At 39.3% G+C, this 20,671-nt stretch carries 23 protein-coding genes and 2 riboswitches; of the genes, 18 read left to right on the plus strand and 5 right to left on the minus strand.

What is annotated here, in order from left to right; genetic code table 11:
• Positions 1–3 precede the first annotated feature (3 nt).
• From JFU50_RS12110 to JFU50_RS12185, 16 genes are all read left to right on the plus strand, one after another.
• Entirely contained in the window at positions 4–312 is a 309-nt protein-coding gene (locus JFU50_RS12110) for a thioredoxin family protein (protein WP_201225068.1), read from the plus strand.
• A 161-nt stretch (positions 313–473) separates the two neighbouring features.
• Positions 474–579: riboswitch (SAM riboswitch) on the plus strand.
• A 103-nt stretch (positions 580–682) separates the two neighbouring features.
• Positions 683–1,993 (plus strand): O-acetylhomoserine aminocarboxypropyltransferase/cysteine synthase family protein, encoded by a 1,311-nt coding sequence (locus JFU50_RS12115; RefSeq protein ID WP_201222716.1) that lies wholly within the window; start codon positions 683–685, stop codon positions 1,991–1,993.
• A gap of 117 nt (positions 1,994–2,110) precedes the next feature.
• A riboswitch (SAM riboswitch) is annotated at positions 2,111–2,223 on the plus strand.
• A 180-nt stretch (positions 2,224–2,403) separates the two neighbouring features.
• Positions 2,404–3,438, plus strand: coding sequence for a methionine ABC transporter ATP-binding protein (locus JFU50_RS12120; protein WP_201187226.1), 1,035 nt, complete (start codon positions 2,404–2,406; stop codon positions 3,436–3,438).
• Positions 3,431–4,099, plus strand: a complete 669-nt coding sequence (locus JFU50_RS12125) for a methionine ABC transporter permease (protein ID WP_201187225.1) — start codon at positions 3,431–3,433, stop codon at positions 4,097–4,099. The genes JFU50_RS12120 and JFU50_RS12125 overlap by 8 nt, the downstream gene beginning before the upstream one ends.
• A 15-nt stretch (positions 4,100–4,114) precedes the next feature.
• Complete coding sequence (locus JFU50_RS12130; RefSeq protein ID WP_201222718.1) at positions 4,115–4,948, plus strand: MetQ/NlpA family ABC transporter substrate-binding protein; 834 nt, start codon at positions 4,115–4,117, stop codon at positions 4,946–4,948.
• A 151-nt stretch (positions 4,949–5,099) separates the two neighbouring features.
• Positions 5,100–5,252 carry a hypothetical protein gene (locus tag JFU50_RS12135; protein ID WP_201222720.1) on the plus strand — a complete coding sequence of 51 codons (153 nt, stop codon included), beginning with the start codon at positions 5,100–5,102 and terminating at the stop codon, positions 5,250–5,252.
• Positions 5,253–5,702: 450 nt separating this feature from the next.
• Positions 5,703–6,488, plus strand: coding sequence for a Fe-S cluster assembly ATPase SufC (sufC, locus tag JFU50_RS12140; RefSeq protein WP_053348686.1), 786 nt, complete (start codon positions 5,703–5,705; stop codon positions 6,486–6,488).
• A 15-nt stretch (positions 6,489–6,503) separates the two neighbouring features.
• Positions 6,504–7,805: a Fe-S cluster assembly protein SufD gene (gene sufD / locus JFU50_RS12145; protein WP_201222721.1), complete on the plus strand. Its 1,302-nt coding sequence runs from the start codon at positions 6,504–6,506 to the stop codon at positions 7,803–7,805.
• Positions 7,805–9,034, plus strand: coding sequence for a cysteine desulfurase (locus JFU50_RS12150; protein ID WP_098176260.1), 1,230 nt, complete (start codon positions 7,805–7,807; stop codon positions 9,032–9,034). The genes sufD and JFU50_RS12150 overlap by 1 nt, the downstream gene beginning before the upstream one ends.
• Positions 9,024–9,452 (plus strand): Fe-S cluster assembly sulfur transfer protein SufU, encoded by a 429-nt coding sequence (gene sufU / locus JFU50_RS12155; protein ID WP_053348689.1) that lies wholly within the window; start codon positions 9,024–9,026, stop codon positions 9,450–9,452. The genes JFU50_RS12150 and sufU overlap by 11 nt, the downstream gene beginning before the upstream one ends.
• Before the next feature lie 56 nt (positions 9,453–9,508).
• Positions 9,509–10,906, plus strand: a complete 1,398-nt coding sequence (gene sufB, locus JFU50_RS12160; RefSeq protein WP_056524668.1) for a Fe-S cluster assembly protein SufB — start codon at positions 9,509–9,511, stop codon at positions 10,904–10,906.
• Positions 10,907–11,042: 136 nt separating this feature from the next.
• Complete coding sequence (locus JFU50_RS12165) at positions 11,043–11,891, plus strand: DUF72 domain-containing protein (RefSeq protein ID WP_201222722.1); 849 nt, start codon at positions 11,043–11,045, stop codon at positions 11,889–11,891.
• A gap of 87 nt (positions 11,892–11,978) precedes the next feature.
• Positions 11,979–12,806, plus strand: coding sequence for a sulfite exporter TauE/SafE family protein (locus JFU50_RS12170; RefSeq protein WP_201187221.1), 828 nt, complete (start codon positions 11,979–11,981; stop codon positions 12,804–12,806).
• 13 nt (positions 12,807–12,819) lie between these two features.
• Positions 12,820–14,205, plus strand: coding sequence for a bifunctional metallophosphatase/5'-nucleotidase (locus JFU50_RS12175; protein WP_201187219.1), 1,386 nt, complete (start codon positions 12,820–12,822; stop codon positions 14,203–14,205).
• Between the two features lie 61 nt (positions 14,206–14,266).
• Positions 14,267–14,569: a YunC family protein gene (locus tag JFU50_RS12180; RefSeq protein ID WP_201187217.1), complete on the plus strand. Its 303-nt coding sequence runs from the start codon at positions 14,267–14,269 to the stop codon at positions 14,567–14,569.
• A gap of 179 nt (positions 14,570–14,748) precedes the next feature.
• The gene (locus tag JFU50_RS12185) at positions 14,749–15,846 is read left to right on the plus strand and encodes an HD-GYP domain-containing protein (protein WP_201222723.1); all 1,098 of its coding nucleotides are present in this window, start codon (positions 14,749–14,751) and stop codon (positions 15,844–15,846) included.
• 24 nt (positions 15,847–15,870) lie between these two features.
• Here JFU50_RS12185 and yunB read toward each other — a convergent pair whose 3' ends face one another.
• A complete protein-coding gene (yunB, locus tag JFU50_RS12190; protein WP_201222724.1) occupies positions 15,871–16,623 on the minus strand; it encodes a sporulation protein YunB in 753 nt (250 codons plus the stop codon).
• 87 nt (positions 16,624–16,710) lie between these two features.
• On the minus strand, positions 16,711–17,700 hold the full coding sequence (locus JFU50_RS12195; RefSeq protein ID WP_056524686.1) for a M23 family metallopeptidase: 990 nt from the start codon (positions 17,698–17,700) through the stop codon (positions 16,711–16,713).
• A gap of 189 nt (positions 17,701–17,889) precedes the next feature.
• Between JFU50_RS12195 and lipA the strand changes: the two genes are divergently transcribed.
• The gene (gene lipA / locus JFU50_RS12200) at positions 17,890–18,804 is read left to right on the plus strand and encodes a lipoyl synthase (RefSeq protein ID WP_053348698.1); all 915 of its coding nucleotides are present in this window, start codon (positions 17,890–17,892) and stop codon (positions 18,802–18,804) included.
• Between the two features lie 69 nt (positions 18,805–18,873).
• Here lipA and JFU50_RS12205 read toward each other — a convergent pair whose 3' ends face one another.
• Positions 18,874–19,536, minus strand: a complete 663-nt coding sequence (locus tag JFU50_RS12205; RefSeq protein WP_201222725.1) for a YhcN/YlaJ family sporulation lipoprotein — start codon at positions 19,534–19,536, stop codon at positions 18,874–18,876.
• 115 nt (positions 19,537–19,651) lie between these two features.
• Here JFU50_RS12205 and JFU50_RS12210 point away from each other — a divergent pair, with 115 nt between their 5' ends.
• The gene (locus JFU50_RS12210; protein WP_053348700.1) at positions 19,652–19,927 is read left to right on the plus strand and encodes a YutD family protein; all 276 of its coding nucleotides are present in this window, start codon (positions 19,652–19,654) and stop codon (positions 19,925–19,927) included.
• 31 nt (positions 19,928–19,958) lie between these two features.
• Here the strand turns inward: JFU50_RS12210 and JFU50_RS12215 are convergent, their stop codons facing one another.
• Positions 19,959–20,252, minus strand: a complete 294-nt coding sequence (locus tag JFU50_RS12215) for a hypothetical protein (protein ID WP_053348701.1) — start codon at positions 20,250–20,252, stop codon at positions 19,959–19,961.
• A 66-nt stretch (positions 20,253–20,318) separates the two neighbouring features.
• The gene (locus JFU50_RS12220) at positions 20,319–20,585 is read right to left on the minus strand and encodes a DUF3055 domain-containing protein (protein WP_053348702.1); all 267 of its coding nucleotides are present in this window, start codon (positions 20,583–20,585) and stop codon (positions 20,319–20,321) included.
• Positions 20,586–20,671: the final 86 nt, after the last annotated feature.

The following is a 20,671-nucleotide window of genomic DNA, read 5'->3' on the forward strand; positions in this document are numbered from 1 at the left end:
TTGATGCAAGAATTGAAAGAAGAAGATTGTAGGCGTGCTGTTGAAGAAGGGGAAACCTTTTGCTTATATTTATATACACCTTTGTGTGGGACCTGTCAGGTGGCTTCTAGGATGCTTACGATATCATTGGAGCTTTTTCCAGACTTGAAGGCAGGAAAGATGAATATGAACTATGTCCAAACAATCGCCGAATCATATGAAATTGAGAGTGTACCTTGTTTATTACTATTTAAAGAAGGGCAGCTGCGGAAAAAAATTTATGCCTTTCAGTCTGTTCCTTATTTGTACGGAGTGCTTAAGGAAATAAGCTAAAAAGCCAATCCAATATGGGTTGGCTTTTTAGCTGTAGAAAAGTAGTGAATAAACGATATAGTTGATGGGGAATTGAAATAAGAATATTCAAATAATTGATTGACTGGATAATTCTAAAGTGCTATATTTTGAATTAAGAAAGTAACTGCTAAATTTAATAGTTCTTATCAAGAGTGGCGGAGGGATTGGCCCGACGAAGCCCGGCAACCGGTATAAATTTATATACGGTGCTAATTCCAACAGAGTATTGGCTCTGGAAGATGAGGAGAGTATATAAGCCTCTTCTTATGAAGTGGTTTTTTTGCTTGTTAAAAGAGGAAGGCCTGATTCTTAAATCCAACTAAATCCATAGAAAAAGGGGAGAAATCTTATGGCAGAGAAAAAGTTGCGTTTCGAAACATTGAGTGTTCACGGGGGTCTGCAAGTAGATGAAACGGGTGCACGTGCAGTGCCTATTTATCAAAGCAATGCATACTTGTTCAAAGATACTGACCATGCAGCAAATTTATTTGGCTTAAAGGAAAATGGCTATATTTATACACGACTTCATAATCCTACGGTCAGTGTTTTCGAAGAAAGAATGGCCTTGTTGGAAGGTGGTATCGGCGGACTGGCAACCGCAAGTGGGATGGCTGCCATTACACTGTCAATCCTAAATATTGCTGGTGCAGGAGATGAAATAGTGTCCGCTTCTACATTATATGGCGGTACGTATAATCTTTTTGAAAATACTCTTCCTAAATATGGGATAAAAGTGAAGTTCGTCTCTCCTGATGACCCTGAAAATTTCAAAAAAGCCATCACGCCTAGAACGAAGGCTATATTTGCGGAAACAATTGGAAATCCAAGTCTAAGGATTCTTGATATTGAGGCTGTAGCGGACATTGCTCACAATGCGGGCATACCACTCATTATCGATAATACCTTTGCTACCCCATACCTTTGCCGGCCAATTGATTTTGGAGCGGATATTGTCATCCACTCTGCTACAAAATGGCTCTTGGGAAATGGAACCACCTTAGGAGGCATCATCGTGGATGGGGGCAAATTCGACTGGAACTCACCAAACTACCCTGGCTTTACGGAACCGGATCCAAGCTACGATGGGATTGTATACTCTGAAGCAGTCGGCCCTGCTGCCTTTATCACAAAAGCTCGTGTGCAATTACTTCGTGATTTAGGGCCGACGTTAAGTGCTCAAAGCGCGTTCCAGTTTACGCTGGGGCTAGAAACGTTGCATGTGAGAATGAAAGAGCATCTTTCGAATACTAAGTCTGTTATTCAATATTTGGAAAATCATCCTGCTGTGAACTGGGTTTCGCACCCTAGTAATGGAAGTCACCCTGATAAAGCGCTGGCGGATAAATATTTGCCTAAGGGAGCAGGATCTGTTGTGACTTTTGGAATTCAAGGTGGACGCGAAGCTGGAGCAAAACTTATCAATTCGGTAGAGTTATGGTCGCATGTAGCCAACGTAGGGGATGCTAAAAGTTTAATTATCCACCCTGCTAGTACGACCCATCAACAATTGAATGATGTAGGTTTAGCAAAAGCGGGTGTAAGTGCTGATCAAGTGCGCATATCGATTGGTATTGAAAACGTAGAGGATTTAATAGAAGATTTAGAGCAGGCAATTGAAAAAGCGACGAATATTGTCTCCTTAACTTCTAAAACTGTTTAATAAAAAAGACCTGTTCATTCTTTCCTAGAAATATTATACATTGCGCTCCTTTTTTATCTATGATAAAATTTCTCCATACTAAAGAACTTAATGATGTACAAATATTCTATATATTAGCTCTTATCAAGAGAGGTGGAGGGATGTGCCCGATGAAACCCGGCAACCGACAAGGAAATTTCCTTGGAAAGGTGCCAATTCACACAAAGTTTAATCGCTTTGGAAGATGAGAGAAAGGCCTGCTTTTTCACCTGCCTTTCTGCTCATGCAGAAAGGTTTTTTCTATTTAGTTTGGGAAAACCTTTACATGTATAGCAATATTGAAAAACGGTTTTAAATCATATTTACAGGCTGATAATGAAGATAAATCAACTAAGTTCATAGGTTTTATTGGATAAAAGAGGTGAGTATTAATGATTACATTGACAAAAGTTAGTAAGCTATTCCGAACAGGAAAAGGAAGCAGTGACACGATTAAGGCTGTAAATAATGTTAATGTTGAAATAAATAAAGGCGAGATTTTCGGTATTATTGGCTACAGCGGAGCAGGGAAAAGTACTTTGATCAGGATGCTTAATGGATTGGAAACACCAACAGAAGGATCCGTTGTGGTGGCTGATAAAGAAATTTCCAAAATCAAAGGTGCTAAGCTACGTAAAGCTCGACAAGAAATCAGCATGATCTTTCAACATTTTAATTTATTATGGTCTAGAACCGTTCAGGAGAATATATCGTTTCCTCTAGAAATTGCAGGGGTTTCGAAAAATGAGCGTATCAAGCGTGTGAATGAATTAATTAAGTTAGTTGGGCTTGAAGGAAGAGAAAAGGCATATCCTTCGCAATTAAGCGGAGGGCAAAAACAAAGGGTCGGGATTGCTAGGGCTCTTGCTAACAATCCTAAGGTGCTACTGTGCGATGAAGCGACGTCTGCTTTAGACCCGCAGACAACCGATTCAATACTTGAATTGCTTGTGGACATCAATAAGCGTCTTGGTCTAACGATTGTTTTGATTACACATGAAATGCACGTCATCCGTAAAATTTGTCACCGCGTTGCAGTAATGGAAAGTGGTCAAGTAGTTGAACAAGGACCTGTCCTGGAAGTCTTCAAGAATCCGAAAGAACAAATGACGAAGCGTTTCGTTCAACAGGTAACAGAGCCTGAAGAAACAAAAGAAACAATGGAACACTTGCTGGAACGCTATCCAGCAGGAAAAGTAATTCAATTGACGTTCGTAGGAGATCATGCAGAGAGTCCGTTAATTACTAGGCTGGTACGTAACTTTGAGTTGGATGTCAATATCGTTCAAGGAAAAATATCTCAAACTAGAAGTGGTTCATATGGAACGTTATTTATCCACCTTGATGGCAATGAGGATGAAATGCTCCGCGCAATCGAATTCATTAAAGCACAGCATGTAGGCGTGGAGGTGATTACTCATGCTTGAAGAATTATTACCGAATGTATATTGGGAAGACATTATTGAAGCAACAAAAGAAACACTTTATATGACTAGTATCTCAGTACTAGCAACCTTTTTTATAGGCATACTATTAGGGCTAGTCCTGTTTTTAACAGGGAAAGGTAACTTGTGGGAAAATCGGGTAATTAACACGACCATGAGTGCTATCGTTAATATTTTCCGTTCCATTCCATTCCTTATTTTAATTGTGTTGCTCATACCTTTCACAAAATTGCTTGTCGGTTCTATGATCGGTGAGGATGCTGCTTTACCAGCCCTTATTATCGGGGCGGCACCATTTTATGCACGTATGGTTGAAATCGGCCTCCGTGAAATCGATAAAGGTGTAATTGAAGCGGCTAAATCAATGGGAGCGAAAACGAGCACGATCATTTGGAAGGTACTTCTTCCAGAATCGATGCCAGCATTAATTTCAGGGATTACGGTAACATCGATTGCATTGGTTGGGTATACCGCAATGGCAGGGGTTATCGGTGCAGGCGGGCTTGGTAATCTGGCCTATCTAGACGGCTATCAAAGGACTCACAATGACGTTACACTTGTAGCGACGATTGTTATACTAATTATCGTCTTCATTATTCAAATTATTGGAGATGTGATTACATCTAAATTAGACAAAAGATAAAGGGAGATGAATAGGATGAAAAAGTTTTTAGGATTTGCATTAGTACTTGTTTTATCGATTGCTCTTGCTGCTTGTGGAACCGATAAGGACAACAGCGGCAGCGATACAGAAAAGGAAACGAAAAAATTAGTTGTAGGTGCATCCAATGTTCCGCATGCTGAGATTCTTGAAAAAGCTAAACCTCTTCTTGAAGAAAAAGGAATTGAGTTGGAAATTAAACGGTTCCAAGATTATGTTTTACCGAATAAGGCTTTAAACGATAAAGAATTGGATGCTAACTACTTTCAACACATTCCATATTTAGAGGGGCAAATTAAAGAAAATGGATATGACTTCGTTAATGCTGGTGGAATTCATATCGAGCCGATTGCTCTATATTCAAAAAAATATAAAAGCATTGATAAACTTCCGGAAGGCGCAACAATTATTATGAGCAGCTCTGTTGCTGACCACGGACGTGCGTTATCTCTATTAGAAAAAAATGGCCTGATTACATTAAAAGAAGGCATCGATAAAACGACAGCTACAACAAAAGACATTGTTGAAAATAAGAAAAAACTTAAATTTGATGCTAATTATGAAGCAGCTTTACTTCCGAAAATTTATGAGAGTGGCGAAGGGGATGCCGTTCTAATCAACTCTAACTATGCGATTGACGCTGGATTGAATCCGCTTAAAGATTCAATTGCTATTGAAGACTCTGAATCACCATATGTGAACGTTATTGCTGTTAACAAAGGTGATGAAAATAAAGAAGAAATCAAAACGCTAGTAGAAGTATTACATTCTAAAGAAATTCAAGATTTTATTCTAAAGGAATACAAAGGTGCAGTCGTACCAACTAAATAATTTATGGTAAAGAACGACCTGGAAATCTTCAGGTCGTTTTTTGTTTAAAGATGAAAACACAGGGTATAGAATTAATAGAGTAATAAAGTAATTCACAAATTTGAAAGGATGGTTCACTATCAATACTTTAGATTTAAATGTAACAAGCGAAATGGAAAAAGCGATGCAGTTATCACATGGGATTGGCTATAATGAGTACAGCAGAAATTTAGACCTCCGTATCGAGGTTGAGAAAGAACGAGATAAGGAACATGAAAAGTGCAACAAAATGGTCATTGACCTACAACGTAAAATTCACGGTTAAGCATATAAAAGAGTCTTTAAAAGATCGGTCTGTAGAGGTAAAATGATAAGTGGTCTAGAAAATAAGGGTTTCCTTATTAGATTAACTTACATAGCACCTAGCAGACCTTTTTTTCTTTAACAAAGGTAATATGTACCTTCCAATTAAGATTTTTTAGACATATATTAATAAGAACGAAGGTTTGTTGAATAATAAGTTTTAAATAAGAAAAGCTAAAATAAGGCTCTATTTGCTGTAAATAGCCTATAACAGTAGGGTTTGTAACAATAGGACAGGTTTTCATCATGAAAGAAGTGGAAACCCCTATCTATATTAGTTGATTCCAAATTGGATTTGTTATAAAATTGGAATGAGAATAAAGTGAGAATGCTTTTATGAAAAATAAATAGTAAAGAAAGTAGTTTTTACTTTCTGGTAATAAAATAGGAATTAGTTCACGGAGGTATTATTATGTCAGCTTCTACATTAACGGTTAAAGATCTTCACGTATCAATTGAGGGTAAAGAGATTTTAAAAGGGGTTAACCTTGAAGTAAAAGGCGGAGAAATCCATGCAATCATGGGACCAAATGGAACTGGTAAATCCACTTTATCTTCAGCAATTATGGGTCACCCTAAATATGAAGTAACAAGCGGCAGCATCACATTCGATGGTGAAGACGTATTGGAAATGGAAGTTGACGAGCGCGCTCGTGTTGGTCTTTTCCTTGCTATGCAATATCCAAGCGAAATCAGTGGTGTTACAAATGCTGACTTCTTACGTTCTTCTATCAATGCACGTCGTGAAGAAGGCGATGAAATTTCATTGATGAAATTCATCCGTAAAATGGACGAAAAAATGGCATTCCTTGAAATGGATGAAGATATGGCGCAACGTTATTTAAATGAAGGATTCTCAGGCGGAGAGAAAAAACGTAACGAGATTCTTCAATTAATGATGATTCAGCCAAAAATCGCTATTTTAGATGAAATTGACTCTGGGCTAGATATCGATGCTCTTAAAGTCGTTTCAAAAGGAATCAACGAAATGCGCGGAGAAGACTTTGGATGTTTAATCATCACTCACTACCAACGTCTATTAAATTACATCACTCCTGATTACGTACATGTAATGATGCAAGGCCGTGTTGTAAAATCAGGCGGGCCTGAACTAGCTGCACGTTTAGAAGCAGAAGGTTATGATTGGATCAAACAAGAATTGGGCATTGAAGACGAAACTGTTGGCGAAGAAGCGTAAGTAGGAGGATTTGCAATGACTACAGAAACGAAATTACCGTTTGAACAAGAGGACATAAGCTCTTATTCAACTAAAAATAATGAGCCAGCTTGGCTATCTGAGCTTCGAATTCAAGCGTTTTCTGAATTAGAAAAGCTCCCAATGCCAAAGCCGGATAAAACAAAAATCGATAAATGGAATTTTACTTCTTTCAAGACTCATACAGTTGAAAGTGAAACTTTTGCCTCTTTAGATGAGCTTCCGGAAGAAATTAAATCCATCATTGAAGGAAATGAAAACTTATACATTCAACGCAATAATACGCCGGCACATATTAATTTGTCAGCAAAAATAAAAGAACAAGGCGTTATTTTCACGGATATTTTTACAGCGGCTCGTGACCATGCTGAGCTCGTACAAAAATATTTCATGAAGGACGGAGTTAAAATAGATGAGCACCGTTTAACAGCATTACATGCTGCATTAGTTAACGGTGGTGCATTCCTTTATGTTCCAAAAAATGTAGAGATCAAAGATCCAATTCAAGCAGTATTTTTGTTGGATAACCCTGAAACTACACTTTTCAACCACGTTTTAATCGTGGCAGAAGATAATAGCTCTGTAACATATGTAGAGAACTACTTCTCAAGCCTTGAGTCTAACGAAGGTATTGCTAATATCGTAACTGAAGTATTTGCAAATGCGAATGCCAAAGTGGAATATGGAGCTGTTGATACCCTTTCGAAAGGTTTTACGACATATGTTAACCGCCGTGGAGTTGCAGCACGTGACGCTCGTATTGAGTGGGCACTTGGCCTAATGAACGATGGAAATACGATTTCAGATAACACAACATATCTAATGGGCGATGGCTCTCACGGTGATACTAAAACCGTTGTAGTCGGCCGCGGGGAACAAAAACAAAACTTTACGACAGCCATTATTCATTATGGCAAACGCTCTGAGGGCTATATCCTTAAGCACGGTGTTATGAAAGACGGCGCATCCTCCATTTTTAATGGAATTGGGAAAATTGAGTATGGTGCTACAAAGGCCAATGCTGAACAAGAGTCACGCGTACTGATGTTAAGTGAAAAAGCACGCGGAGACGCCAATCCAATCCTTTTAATTGATGAAGATGATGTAACGGCTGGGCATGCAGCTTCTGTCGGACGTGTTGACCCGCTTCAACTTTATTATTTAATGAGTCGTGGTATTACTAAAAAAGAAGCAGAAAGACTTGTCATTCACGGATTCTTGGCCCCTGTTGTTAACCAGCTTCCAATTGAAGGAGTTAAAAAACAATTAGTAGCGGTCATTGAAAGGAAAGTACAGTAATGAACCCATACGAAATTCGTAAGCTTTTTCCGATATTAGATCAAGAAGTCAATGGTCAGCCATTAGTTTATTTAGATAGTGCTGCAACCTCTCAAAAACCGGCTGCAGTGATTGAAGCGATTGAGCAATATTACCGCGGATACAACTCGAATGTTCACCGCGGGGTGCATACACTTGGAACAAAAGCTACGGATGCGTATGAAGGTGCACGTGAAAAGGTGCGTAAATTCATTAATGCTTCTTCTACAGAAGAAATCATTTTTACAAGAGGAACAACAACTTCTTTAAATACTGTAGCAAGAAGTTACGGTGGAGCAAATGTAAAAGAGGGCGACGAAATTGTTATCTCTTACATGGAGCATCACAGTAATATTATTCCGTGGCAGCAGTTGGCTAAAGAAAAAGGTGCTGTACTGAAATATATTCCGCTTCAAGAGGATGGAACGATTTCCCTTGATGATGTGAGGGCTACAATTACAGATGCAACGAAAATCGTTTCCATTATGCAGGTTTCCAATGTGCTTGGTGTTATCAACCCTGTGAAGGAAATCGCAAAAATTGCCCATGAACACCATGCTGTCATGGTTGTGGATGGGGCACAAAGCACTCCGCATCTAAAAGTGGATGTTCGTGATTTGGATTGTGATTTCTTTGCCTTCTCAGGTCATAAAATGGTCGGTCCAACAGGTATCGGCGTTTTATATGGTAAAAAAGAACTTCTTGAAAAAATGGAGCCGATTGAATTTGGTGGAGAGATGATTGATTTTGTAGGTTTGTATGAGTCTACATGGAAAGAACTCCCGTGGAAATTCGAAGGTGGTACCCCAATCATTGCCGGCGCCGTTGGCCTTGGGGCTGCAATTGATTTCTTAGAAGAAATCGGCTTGGATAATATTGAACGGCATGAACATAAACTTGCAGCTTATGCAATGGAGAAAATGTCTGCAGTTGAAGGACTGACTATTTACGGTCCTAAAGATGCAGAAAAGCGTGCAGGTGTAATAACCTTTAATATTAATGACGTTCATCCACATGACGTCGCTACCGTTCTTGATGCAGATGGAATTGCTGTCCGTGCCGGTCATCACTGCGCACAGCCATTAATGAAATGGCTTGACGTATCATCGACAGCAAGAGCAAGTTTCTATCTCTACAACACGGAAGAAGATATTGATAAGCTTGTGTCCGGGCTTGTTAAAACGAAGGAGTATTTCAGTAATGTCTTTTGATAACTTAGATACACTTTACCGTCAAGTCATTATGGATCATTATAAGAAACCACGTAATAAGGGTATGCTAGAAGATGGTAGCATGACAATCGATATGAATAATCCAACTTGCGGCGATCGGATTCGTTTAACGATGAAGATTGAAGATGGCAAAGTCAGCGATGTTAAGTTCGATGGTGATGGTTGTTCCATTTCCATGAGTTCAGCTTCTATGATGACTCAAGCCATTAAGGGCAAAGACGTTGATACCGCTCTAGCAATGTCCCAGACATTTTCCTTAATGATACAGGGAAAAGAGTATGATGATGAGATCGACCTTGGGGATATTGAAGCCCTTCAAGGAGTTTCTAAATTTCCTGCCCGTATCAAGTGTGCAACTCTAGCTTGGAAAGCCATGGAAAAGGGATTAAAGGAATAAATAAATTTAAATGAGCTGTTGTAGATTCAGCCATTTGAAATGGAGGAATACGAGCTATGGCTAAGAAAATGCCTGAAATCGGCGATTATAAATATGGCTTTGCGGATAAAGATGTTTCCATCTTCCGTTCAAAGCGTGGTCTGACAAAAGAAATCGTGGAAGAAATTTCTCGAATGAAGAATGAACCGCAATGGATGCTTGATTTCCGTTTGAAATCATTGGAGCATTTTTACAATATGCCAATGCCTCAATGGGGCGGCGACATGCAAAGCTTGAACTTTGATGAAATCACATACTATGTTAAACCATCAGAGAAATCAGAGAAATCTTGGGATGAAGTCCCTGATGAAATCAAACAAACTTTTGATAAATTAGGAATTCCTGAGGCAGAACAAAAATATTTAGCAGGTGTTTCTGCTCAATATGAATCCGAAGTAGTTTACCACAGCATGAAAGTAGAATTAGAAGATTTGGGTATCGTGTTTAAAGATACGGACTCTGCACTTCGTGAAAATGAAGATATCTTCCGTGAGCATTTCGGTAAAACAATCCCGCCTACTGATAATAAGTTTTCGGCATTGAATTCAGCTGTATGGTCAGGCGGATCTTTCATCTATGTACCAAAAGGTGTTAAAGTAGATACTCCGCTTCAAGCTTATTTCCGAATCAACTCTGAAAACATGGGTCAATTCGAACGTACGCTAATCATTGTGGATGAAGGAGCATCTGTTCACTATGTAGAAGGTTGTACAGCACCTGTTTATACAACTAACTCTCTTCATAGTGCGGTTGTTGAAATCGTCATTAAAAAAGATGCTTACTGCCGTTACACAACGATTCAAAACTGGGCAAACAACGTGTTTAACCTGGTTACGAAACGTGCGGTTTGTGATGCAAATGCAACAATGGAATGGATTGATGGAAACATCGGTTCTAAATTGACAATGAAATATCCTGCTGTCATCTTAAAAGGTGAAGGTGCTCGTGGTATGACATTATCTATTGCTATTGCTGGAAAAGGTCAACACCAAGATGCTGGAGCAAAAATGATTCATCTTGCGCCAAATACATCTTCAACTATTGTATCAAAATCAATTTCAAAACAAGGCGGAAAAGTAACATACCGTGGTATCGTTCACTTTGGACGTAAAGCGGATGGAGCTCGTTCTAACATTGAGTGTGATACATTAATCATGGATAATCAGTCTACATCTGATACAATCCCTTACAATGAAATCCTGAATGACAACATTTCTCTTGAACATGAAGCGAAGGTATCCAAAGTATCAGAAGAGCAATTGTTCTACCTGATGAGCCGCGGAATCTCCGAGCAAGAAGCAACAGAAATGATCGTTATGGGCTTCATCGAACCATTTACAAAAGAACTTCCAATGGAATATGCGGTTGAAATGAACCGTCTGATCAAGTTCGAAATGGAAGGCTCAATCGGATAATAACCGACTAACTTGCCTGTAGTGCATTTTAGAATAACCGATTCATATAAAAAGCCTGCCAGGTAGATCCGGCAGGCTTTTTCTTTTGGGAAATAATTCGGGAAATGGGGTCTGACCCCTAAAAGGAGTGGTGCAGATGATTTATGTTGGGGTGACTGGTTGGGGGGATCATGATAGTTTGTATCGTGACGGGGTGTCCCAACGTGATAAGCTGAAAGAGTATGGGGCTCATTTTCCTGTTGTGGAGGTGGACGCTTCGTTTTATGCGGTCCAGCCTAAGAGGAACAGTGAAAAGTGGGTATCCGAGACACCGGTTCCTTTTCAATTTGTTGTAAAAGCCTATCAAGGGATAACAGGGCATCAGCGTGGAGAAATTCCTTTTGAAAATAAAAAAGAAATGTTTAAAGCTTTCCGTGACTCTCTTGAAGCCTATCAAAAAGCCGGCAAGCTAGCAATGGTGCTGTTTCAATTTCCACCATGGTTTGATTGTAAGCGGGAGAATGTAAACTATTTACGGTGGTGCAAAGCAGAGATGGGGGATACTCCAGTAGCTATTGAGTTCCGGAATCAAAGCTGGTACAGACCCAACATGTATCAGCAAACCCTGGAGTTTGTCCAAAAGGAAGGTTGGATTCATACTGTATGTGATGAGCCGCAGGCAGGAGAAGGGTCCATTCCTATTGTGCTCGAGTCTATACATCCAGATAAAACCTTAGTTCGCCTTCATGGCCGCAATATCCATGGTTGGCAAAAACCTTCTTCGGGGGATAATTGGCGGGAAGTTCGTTATTTATACCGATACAATCATCAGGAATTGACCGAATGGGTGGAGAAAATCAGGAAATTAGAAAAACAGAGTAAGGATATATATGTCCTTTTCAATAATAACTCAGGCGGAGATGCCGCAGATAATGCGAAGCAGATGATTGAGATGCTTGGTATAGAATATGAAGGGCTAGCCCCTAAGCAGCTTGGTTTGTTTTAAGCGTCATTATATAATTAGTAAATTAGCTGATGTGACAAACTAGTAAGGGATCGCGAGGCCCACAAACAGATAAAGGCGGATTTCTTCATGGTATGGTTAGTATTAGTGGGTATCGGGTTATTAGCAGGCTCAATCGGCTCTCTCGTTGGCCTGGGTGGCGGCATAATCATAGTACCTTCCCTTTTGTTTCTAGGTACATCGACAGATATTATCGATGAACTAACACCTCAAGTCGCCGTCGGTGTTTCAACTGTTATTATGATTTTTACCGGGTTATCTTCTACTTTATCCTATATGAAGCATAAAGTAGTCGATTATAAGGCGGGCTTAATTTTCTTTATAGGCAGTGCTCCTGGAGGAATAATTGGAGCCTATGTTAATAAAAAACTTGATGTGGAAGCCTTTTCGTTGTACTTTGGAATCTTCATGGTATTAATGGCTTTGGTTTTATTAGTAAAAGGCCGCCTGAAGCCTATGGTATTCAAACCTGGAACAGGGAAGGTCGTAAAAACGTATAAAAATAAAAATGGACAAGTATCTTCTTATGGATATTACCCTCTGGTAGCGATATTAATTGCTTTCGTCGTTGGATTCAGTTCCGGTTTATTTGGGATTGGCGGAGGTTCCTTAATGGTTCCAGTAATGATACTGATGTTCTTCTTCCCGCCGCATATGGCTGTAGCGACGTCGATGTTCATGGTGTTTCTGTCTTCCATTACTAATTCGATTGCACATATTTCGCTTGGTAATGTAAATTGGCCATATGCTTTTGCCCTTATTCCCGGAGCCTGGTTTGGAGCAAAATTGGGTGCATTTATTAATACACGCTTAAAAAGTACATCGCTCGAAAATATGTTGAAAATTGTGCTGATAATCATTGGTCTACGTCTTATATACCAAGGTATTACAGGATAACGAGGAGGAAAAAATGTCAGAAATCATTCATATATATCACACCAATGATCTTCATAGTCATTTTGAAAACTGGCCTCGTATTGATAAGTTTCTTAAAGAAAGAAGACAACTTCATCAAGAAACGGGAGAAGAAGCGATCATACTAGATATAGGAGATCATGTTGATCGCTGGCACCCATATACAGAAGGTACTTTAGGGAAAGGAAATATTGAACTGCTGAATGAAGCGGGTTATCAATATGTAACAATCGGCAATAATGAAGGAATCACTTTGCCGCATGAAGCGTTAGACTCCTTATATGAGAATGCAAAGTTCCAAGTGCTGGCAGCCAATATCTATAACCAGAATAATGAAAGACCGGAATGGGCGCTGCCTTATTGGATACATACGACGGCAAAAGGTACAAAGATTGCCATGATAGGATTGACTGCTTATTTTCAAAAGTTTTATTCAGCAATGGGTTGGGAACTAACCGAACCATTTACGGAATTAAAGACACAGCTACATAAGATTAAAGGTGAAGCAGATGCAATCATTATACTTTCCCACCTAGGCATTCATGATGACGAAAGAATGGCAGAGGACTTTCCCGAGATTGATGTAATTCTTGGTGCACATACCCATCACATACTTCATCAAGGCAAATTAGTTAATAATACGCTTCTTTGTGGTGCTGGGAAATATGGCTTTTTTATTGGACAGGTAGAAATGTCCGTCAATGAAGAAATGAAAGTCTGTAAAAAGAGGGCTATTCTCTATGATACAAACGATCTTCCAGAATTAGAGGATGAACGATCTTGGATTGAAGAGATGTACCAGGCCGGAGGAGAGACTCTTCAACAAGTCGCAGTAAACTTACCCGAGTCTTTGGAAAATGAATGGTTTAAAGTTAGTCCGCTTACTGAAATCCTTGGGGAGGCTTTAAGGGAGTGGAGTGAGGCAGATTGTACCTTTTTGAATGCAGGCCTTCTACTTGATGGTTTGCCAAAGGGACCTGTCACAAAAGGAGATATTCACCGAATCTGTCCACACCCGATTAATCCATGCATCGTTGAGGTTAACGGTAATGAATTAAAGGAAATCTTAATGCAATCGAGAAATGAGGAGTGGCCTCATATTCAGATAAAGGGGTTCGGTTTCCGTGGGAAAATCATGGGAGTCATGCATTATGATCAAATAGAATTTAAAGAAGTTACAAATGGAATAGTAAAAGAGATTCTTATAAATGGGGAAAAGCTTCAGCCTCATAAGTCCTATAAACTTGCGATACCGGATATGTTCACGTTTGGGCACTTCTTTCCAAGTATCCAGCGCTCTAATCGAAAAGATTACTTATTGCCGGAATTTTTACGGGATATCCTATTATGGAAGTTGAAAAAAGTATATCCGAATGAATAGGCTATAAACACGGTTTCTCCCTTTTTTTCATAAAGTATGGGGAAGAAAGGGGCGAAACCAATTGATTAACATGATGCCAATAATACTTGAAAATCATACATTCCTAGCTATTTCTGTCCAACTGCCCAAAACCAATTTGATTGCTGTCGCGTCCGAGAAAGGGTATATAATGTGCGGTGCTCTAGATATCGGACTACTAAATGATAAATTGAAAAATCGTAAAATCCTTGCAGGAAGGGCAACCGGTGTTAAGTCGATTGAAGAGCTTTTAGATGCACCACTTGAATCGGTTACCTGGGAGGCCGCGGAAAAGGGCATTCATCCAGGGATGATTGGAAAAAAGGCATTAATGAAAATGATTTAATCAGGAGGGCTTTCCTTTATCTAGAGGGAGCCTTGTTTTTAATTCACCTAGATAAATCAATATTTTTTTTGTAAATATGTACAATAACAGATTGATTTTTCTAGATATTGTCCGATAATCCTTATAAAGGAATATGAACGTGGATTTACAAATCTTGAATGGGGAAACGGAGTATAATTATGAGGCTATCTATTACAGAGTCTCTCACCCCAGGAGCCAAGCTCGGTAAAAGCATCTATAATGAGCGGGGTAATATCCTATTGGCTGAGGGCCTAACATTAACGCAGAACATGATTAATCGAATGATTTTCCTTAATATTCCCTTTGTCTACATTCAAGACTCAAGGACGGATGACATTATTCCTGCGCCTACAATCGCTGGGGGATTAAGGCGAGACGCTATTCTAACGATAGAAAGCACTTTTCTGGACTTGAAAAAAAATATGAAGCTGGATGGTTCGTTTACGATAGAGAAGGCCGACGTTAAGTTCACTCAAATAGTTCGAAACATCATGGAAGAGTTGAACAGGAATAAAGAGTTACTGACTCTATTGGCTGATGTTTATACATATGATGATTATATTTTTACTCATTCCTTTAATGTGACCTTATATACACTGGCAATTGGGATGGAATTGAACATAAATAAAAAGAATCTAGAAGCTCTTGGGCTTGGAGCGATCTTGCATGATGTCGGGAAAATACTTGTCCCTGTGGATACTTTACGAAAAACCGGTAAGTTAACAGAAGAAGAGTTTGAGCAAATCAAGAAGCACGCCGAGTATGGGTTCCAACTTATAAAAAATGTACACACTGTATCACTCCTAGTTGCGAATTGTGCTTATCAGCATCACGAAAGATTAGATGGATCTGGTTATCCCGGTGGTATCAAAGGGGATGAAATCCATTATTTCGGTAAGATTATTGCCGTGGCTGATGTGTTTGATGCCGTTACGTCTAACCGGGTTTACCGCAAGGCTATGATGCCGCATGAGGGCTTGGAAATTCTTTATGCGGGAGCAGGAAAGAAGTTTGATAATACGATCATTGAGGCTTTCCGCCGGGCGGTTGCTATATACCCAAATGGACTATTTATTGAATTGAATGATGGGAGAAAAGGGGTCGTGACTGCTCAAAATGAGGGAATAGGAGACCGTCCCATGATACGAATCCTTGAGGAAAATGGTGAACAGGTAGTAGAGCCCTATGAAGTGAATTTGAAGAAAAACCTGCACTTGCTGATTAGGAAATGCCTAAACATACAAGAAACAGCCTAACCTGTTACTGGTTAAGCTGTTTTTTTATTCCTTGCTATCCTTCATAATGGCCGGAGGGACTGAGCCGCTTCCGTTGCTGTAATAACTAGGTACGTCACCATTAATCAGTATATCTCCAACCTTTACTTCCTGACTCACCTTAGTTTCCTCAGATAGTGAGGGGATGACAATTTGAATATTGACATTAAAATCAACGGTTAATTCATAATAAATGTTATTGATACCAGCGTTGGTCAGTTTGGTCTTTAAATCTGATTCAACGTTTCCAATGACAGACATTTTCACAGGAATCTCAGGTCCGTAATTTGAAAGAAGGTTATTTCCGGTAACTACACCAAGAGGTATATAGTACACAACGCTTTTATATTGTTCATCACTGAGTTTCGCTTTGCCGGTTTCAGTAAAAGGGTTTCCTTTTTTGATTCCTAATTTATTTTGAATATCCTTAGTAATGTTGGATCTCAATTCACTATAAATCGTTGGATTGAAGCTGTAAGAAGAAGGGGCCCCCTCACCGCCTTTGCTGGTAGTGATCATTTCTTTCATATCAACCTTTGATATATTCTCATCAACAGCTTCATGAATCGTTTCTGTAGCAATACGCGTGATTTCTTTTTCAGCCACGCTCATGATAACGGGTTCGATTGCTTTATCAACATACCAGAGTGTAGAGATGCTCGATATGATAAAAAGGATAAAAGAATAGAGAAATACTTTTCGGGTAGGAAGAGGTCCCTTTTTTCGGAATTTTTTTGGGCGAAATCTTTTTCGGAACACGCTTTAGCCCCCTTTACTAATACTTATGCGTAAAGTTCAGGGGTTTATGTTCGTTTCAAAAAAAAGCAGCGGAAAATTTCCCGCTGCTCACTTTTGCTTTTTCGCTAAATCTTTCCTTTCCCACATCTTTAAATAAGGGTATGGGTCGAAGCTCCACTCTGTTATTCCGTTGTCTTTGTACATTCCGTAATGAAGATGTGGGGGGAATTTACCGGATGTACCTGGAGGACCATAACCCGTACTGCCGACACCACCGATTATTTGGCCAGGCTCAACGATTTGGCCGACTTTTAATCCATCAGAAAAACCACTTAAATGGGCAAAGTAATGATACGTATTATTTAAATCACGAATACCAATTCGCCACCCTCCGAATTTATTCCAGCCTTTCATTTCAACAATTCCATAGCTTGTTGACCGTACAGGAAGGCTATAGTCTGCAAAAATATCAGTTCCCTCATGGATTCTCCTGCCGCCCCACCCACGAGCACTTCCCCATGTATTTAAATACGTATAATGAGTCCTTACTGGAACAGGGAAAGCTTTCTCCTGCAAATCCAGCCGGTCATATTTTTTATAAATCATGGAGTTGCCGATAATTATGCTAACTGTTTTATCTCGTTTATAATAATTCCAGAGGCCGATCCGGATATTATCTTCGTCAGTTCCGTAATTAAGAAGATGTTTTGCAAAGGCATATAAACGATCTGTATCATTGGTAATATCAGCTTTCCCGTCACCATTCCCATCTTGACCTAAGCCATCAAAAAATGTGATTGTAAGCGGATTTACATCATTTAAGTTGGGATTAAGAGCCCCTCTCCACTTAGAAGGTTCAATATTAATCCCTATTAGGCCCTTTGCCGGCTCTAGGTCCCTGCGGGCAAGTCTCAGGCTATGCTCATATTGATCAGCTGCTGCTAGATAATACCAAGGAATTTGGAGAGTTGTTTCCATGTTTTTATAAAGCTCCATTCTCCCTGGATAAGGATCAGGGGTGTCAGCAGCATTTGCAACTAGGCTTTGGGTATTCAAAAAACACAAACAAGCTAGGGTAAAAAGGAATACTTTTTTCAACGGGGCAGGCTCCTTTCATATTGCTATCCGTATTTATAAAGACATCAGTTTGTCTATCTTTTATAAGTTTTACTGATTTAGCTTTAAACATGAAAAATAAATGATGGGAAACTCCCTATAACTTGTCTAAATGTATTATTATTGTTAAAGTAGGGTGTGTTAATTTCTATAGAATGGAGTGACATTTTCATGTCTGCTACAAATAAAGAAATTCTTCGTAAACCAGATTGGTTAAAAATAAAGCTTAATACCAATGAGAATTACATTGGTTTAAAAAATATGATGCGGGAGAAAAATCTGCATACTGTTTGTGAAGAAGCAAAATGTCCGAATATTCATGAATGCTGGGCAGTTAGACGAACAGCCACATTTATGATTTTAGGTGAAATCTGTACAAGAGCGTGCCGCTTTTGTGCTGTTACAACTGGACGTCCAAACGAATTAGATTGGGCTGAACCTGAACGCGTTGCAGATTCCGTTGTATTGATGAATTTAAAACATGTTGTAATTACGGCTGTTGCCCGTGATGATTTAAAGGATGGTGGCGCTGAAGTTTTCGCTGAAACGGTTCGTGCTATCCGACGCAAAAATCCATTTACATCGATTGAGGTATTACCATCAGATATGGGCGGAGTGTATGATAATATCAAGATATTGATGGATGCTAAACCTGACATTCTGAACCATAATATTGAGACAGTCAGAAGCCTTTCCGACCGAGTGCGGGCGCAAGCTAAATATGAACGTTCTTTGGAGCTTTTAAGAAGAGCCAAGGAGATGTATCCTGAGATTCCAACGAAGTCGAGTTTAATGGTCGGCTTAGGTGAAACGAGGGAGGAAATCCTTGAAACAATGGATGACCTAAGGGCAAATAATGTGGATATCATGACGATCGGCCAGTATCTACAACCGACTAAAAAACATTTAAAGGTGTTGAAATACTACACACCAGAAGAGTTCAATGAATTGAAAGAGAGGGCACTGGAAAAAGGCTTCAGTCATTGTGAATCCGGTCCGCTTGTCCGTTCTTCTTATCATGCAGATGAACAGGTTAATGCCGCAGCAAAACATAAGCAAATTAAAGGTGAAGAATTATTGAAATAGAAAGAAATAAGGACCGAAAATATTCGGTCCTTTCCTTTTATTCATTTACTTAATCAGTAAATTAGATAATTAAAAATTGTCCGTTTTTTGTTGGATGTTATCATGATGATCACTTTTATCGTTAACCATTTCACCGTTCTCGTTTTCCACATCACTCATTTTGTGTCCTTGAGGTGACTTTAGCATGCGTTTAATGGTCTCTTCGATAGTATAGTCGACACCTTTGCTGTCGGACTGCAGAGTTGCGAAGTTTTCGACATTTTGGGCAAGTGTTGGATCATCACTGACATAAACATGATAGTAGCGAGGGACGATAGACATTGCCGTACGCTTCACTTGATCCGCGGTGTCGGTTCGATTCTTGGTATTTGTATCATATACGACAAGAACTTCCTCATCAGTTACGAGGGTAGCGGCATCATTGACATTTGGAAGCTGAACGCTTAGTGTTGAAATAATATCAGACAATTGTTCACGGTCAACGGTAGCTGTTTTATTAGAAATGTTACGGCCCTTAATGGTCGTTTTATTGGTCCGGGTAAAACCAAAATCATCACTTTTGTTGTCATGATTACGATAATCCTCGTCATAATATTGAGTTGGATTATTTACATTTGTAGGATTATCGGCATTATTGTTGGGACCCATACCTTGTTCTTTATCTTTATTAGTAGCACAGCCGGTTAGTGCAATAATTGAGCTTAAACCTACTGCTATTATTGTTTTTTTCATTAAAAAACACCCCCTGTAACCTTAGGATGAACATATTTCTCTAATTTTCGCTTAGTAATTGATGGGGAATCAGTTATAATTTAAAGAAGGAATGTATTTTTGAGAGGTGAAATGAATGATTAACATCAATAACCTGACCTATGAAATAATCGAAGACGAAAGAGAAGGTTATAACGAAGAAGCGTTTAAAGCCAGATACAGTGAGATTTTAACGAAGTATGATTTTATCGTAGGGGATTGGGGTTACGGTCAATTGAGACTGCGCGGATTTTTTGATGATTCTAATCAGAAAGCAACCTTCGATACAAAAATAAGTACGCTTAGCGAATATTTATATGAGTACTGCAATTTTGGCTGTCCATATTTTGTTGTGAAAAAAATAAAGAAATAAAAAAGGCCAGAATGCATTCTGGCCTTTAACTTTAAGAGCTTCCATATCCTTCATAAGGGGGCTGTTCAGGCTTTTCCGGATCATCATGTGTCGGATGAGCACCAGGATATTTGCGCGGTAAGTCTTCGTGCAATGATTTATTTTCAAAATTAAAGGCACTTTGAGATCGTTGTCCTTCCTGCCATGGTGTACTTTTATTCTCGACAGGGGCATCTTGTGCTATTGTGGATCCAAAAGGTCCTTCGGGAAATTCTTCAGGAAGTAAAAAATCCCGCTGCTTTTCAACATTGGAGAAATCGTGGTATGTTTCCTCTTCTTTTTCCAAGGTAAACCCTCCTCATGTAATCGTACATTCAGTAGGTTTTCCCGTTAAAGAAAAAAACTTTAGCATTTATACGATTTCCATTAAAAAGTGACTTAGTTCCTCTGCTTCCGCTTCTGTTAACTGAAATGCATGTTCAAGATAGCCTTCCTCTTCTAAATCATCCGGTCCAATAATCGCGAAACGGTTACTCTGCATGTTTAATACAAGCTTCTTGCCATAAAAGCGGTCGGTAGTCGTAATGGCCAAATCAAATCTTGATTCCTCACCCATAAAACTTATAAACCGGGTTTTGGAGTCAACCACGTCATTGTATAAATAAAAACGTTCTTCCACATTATCATCCCCTTCATATCTGCATTTTGGTAGTTCCATCATAACAAAGTGACTGCAATAGGGGAACAGACATTTTTGGAGTACTA

This window comes from Peribacillus sp. TH14, from assembly GCF_016651145.1.
GTDB lineage: Bacteria > Bacillota > Bacilli > Bacillales > DSM-1321 > Peribacillus > Peribacillus butanolivorans.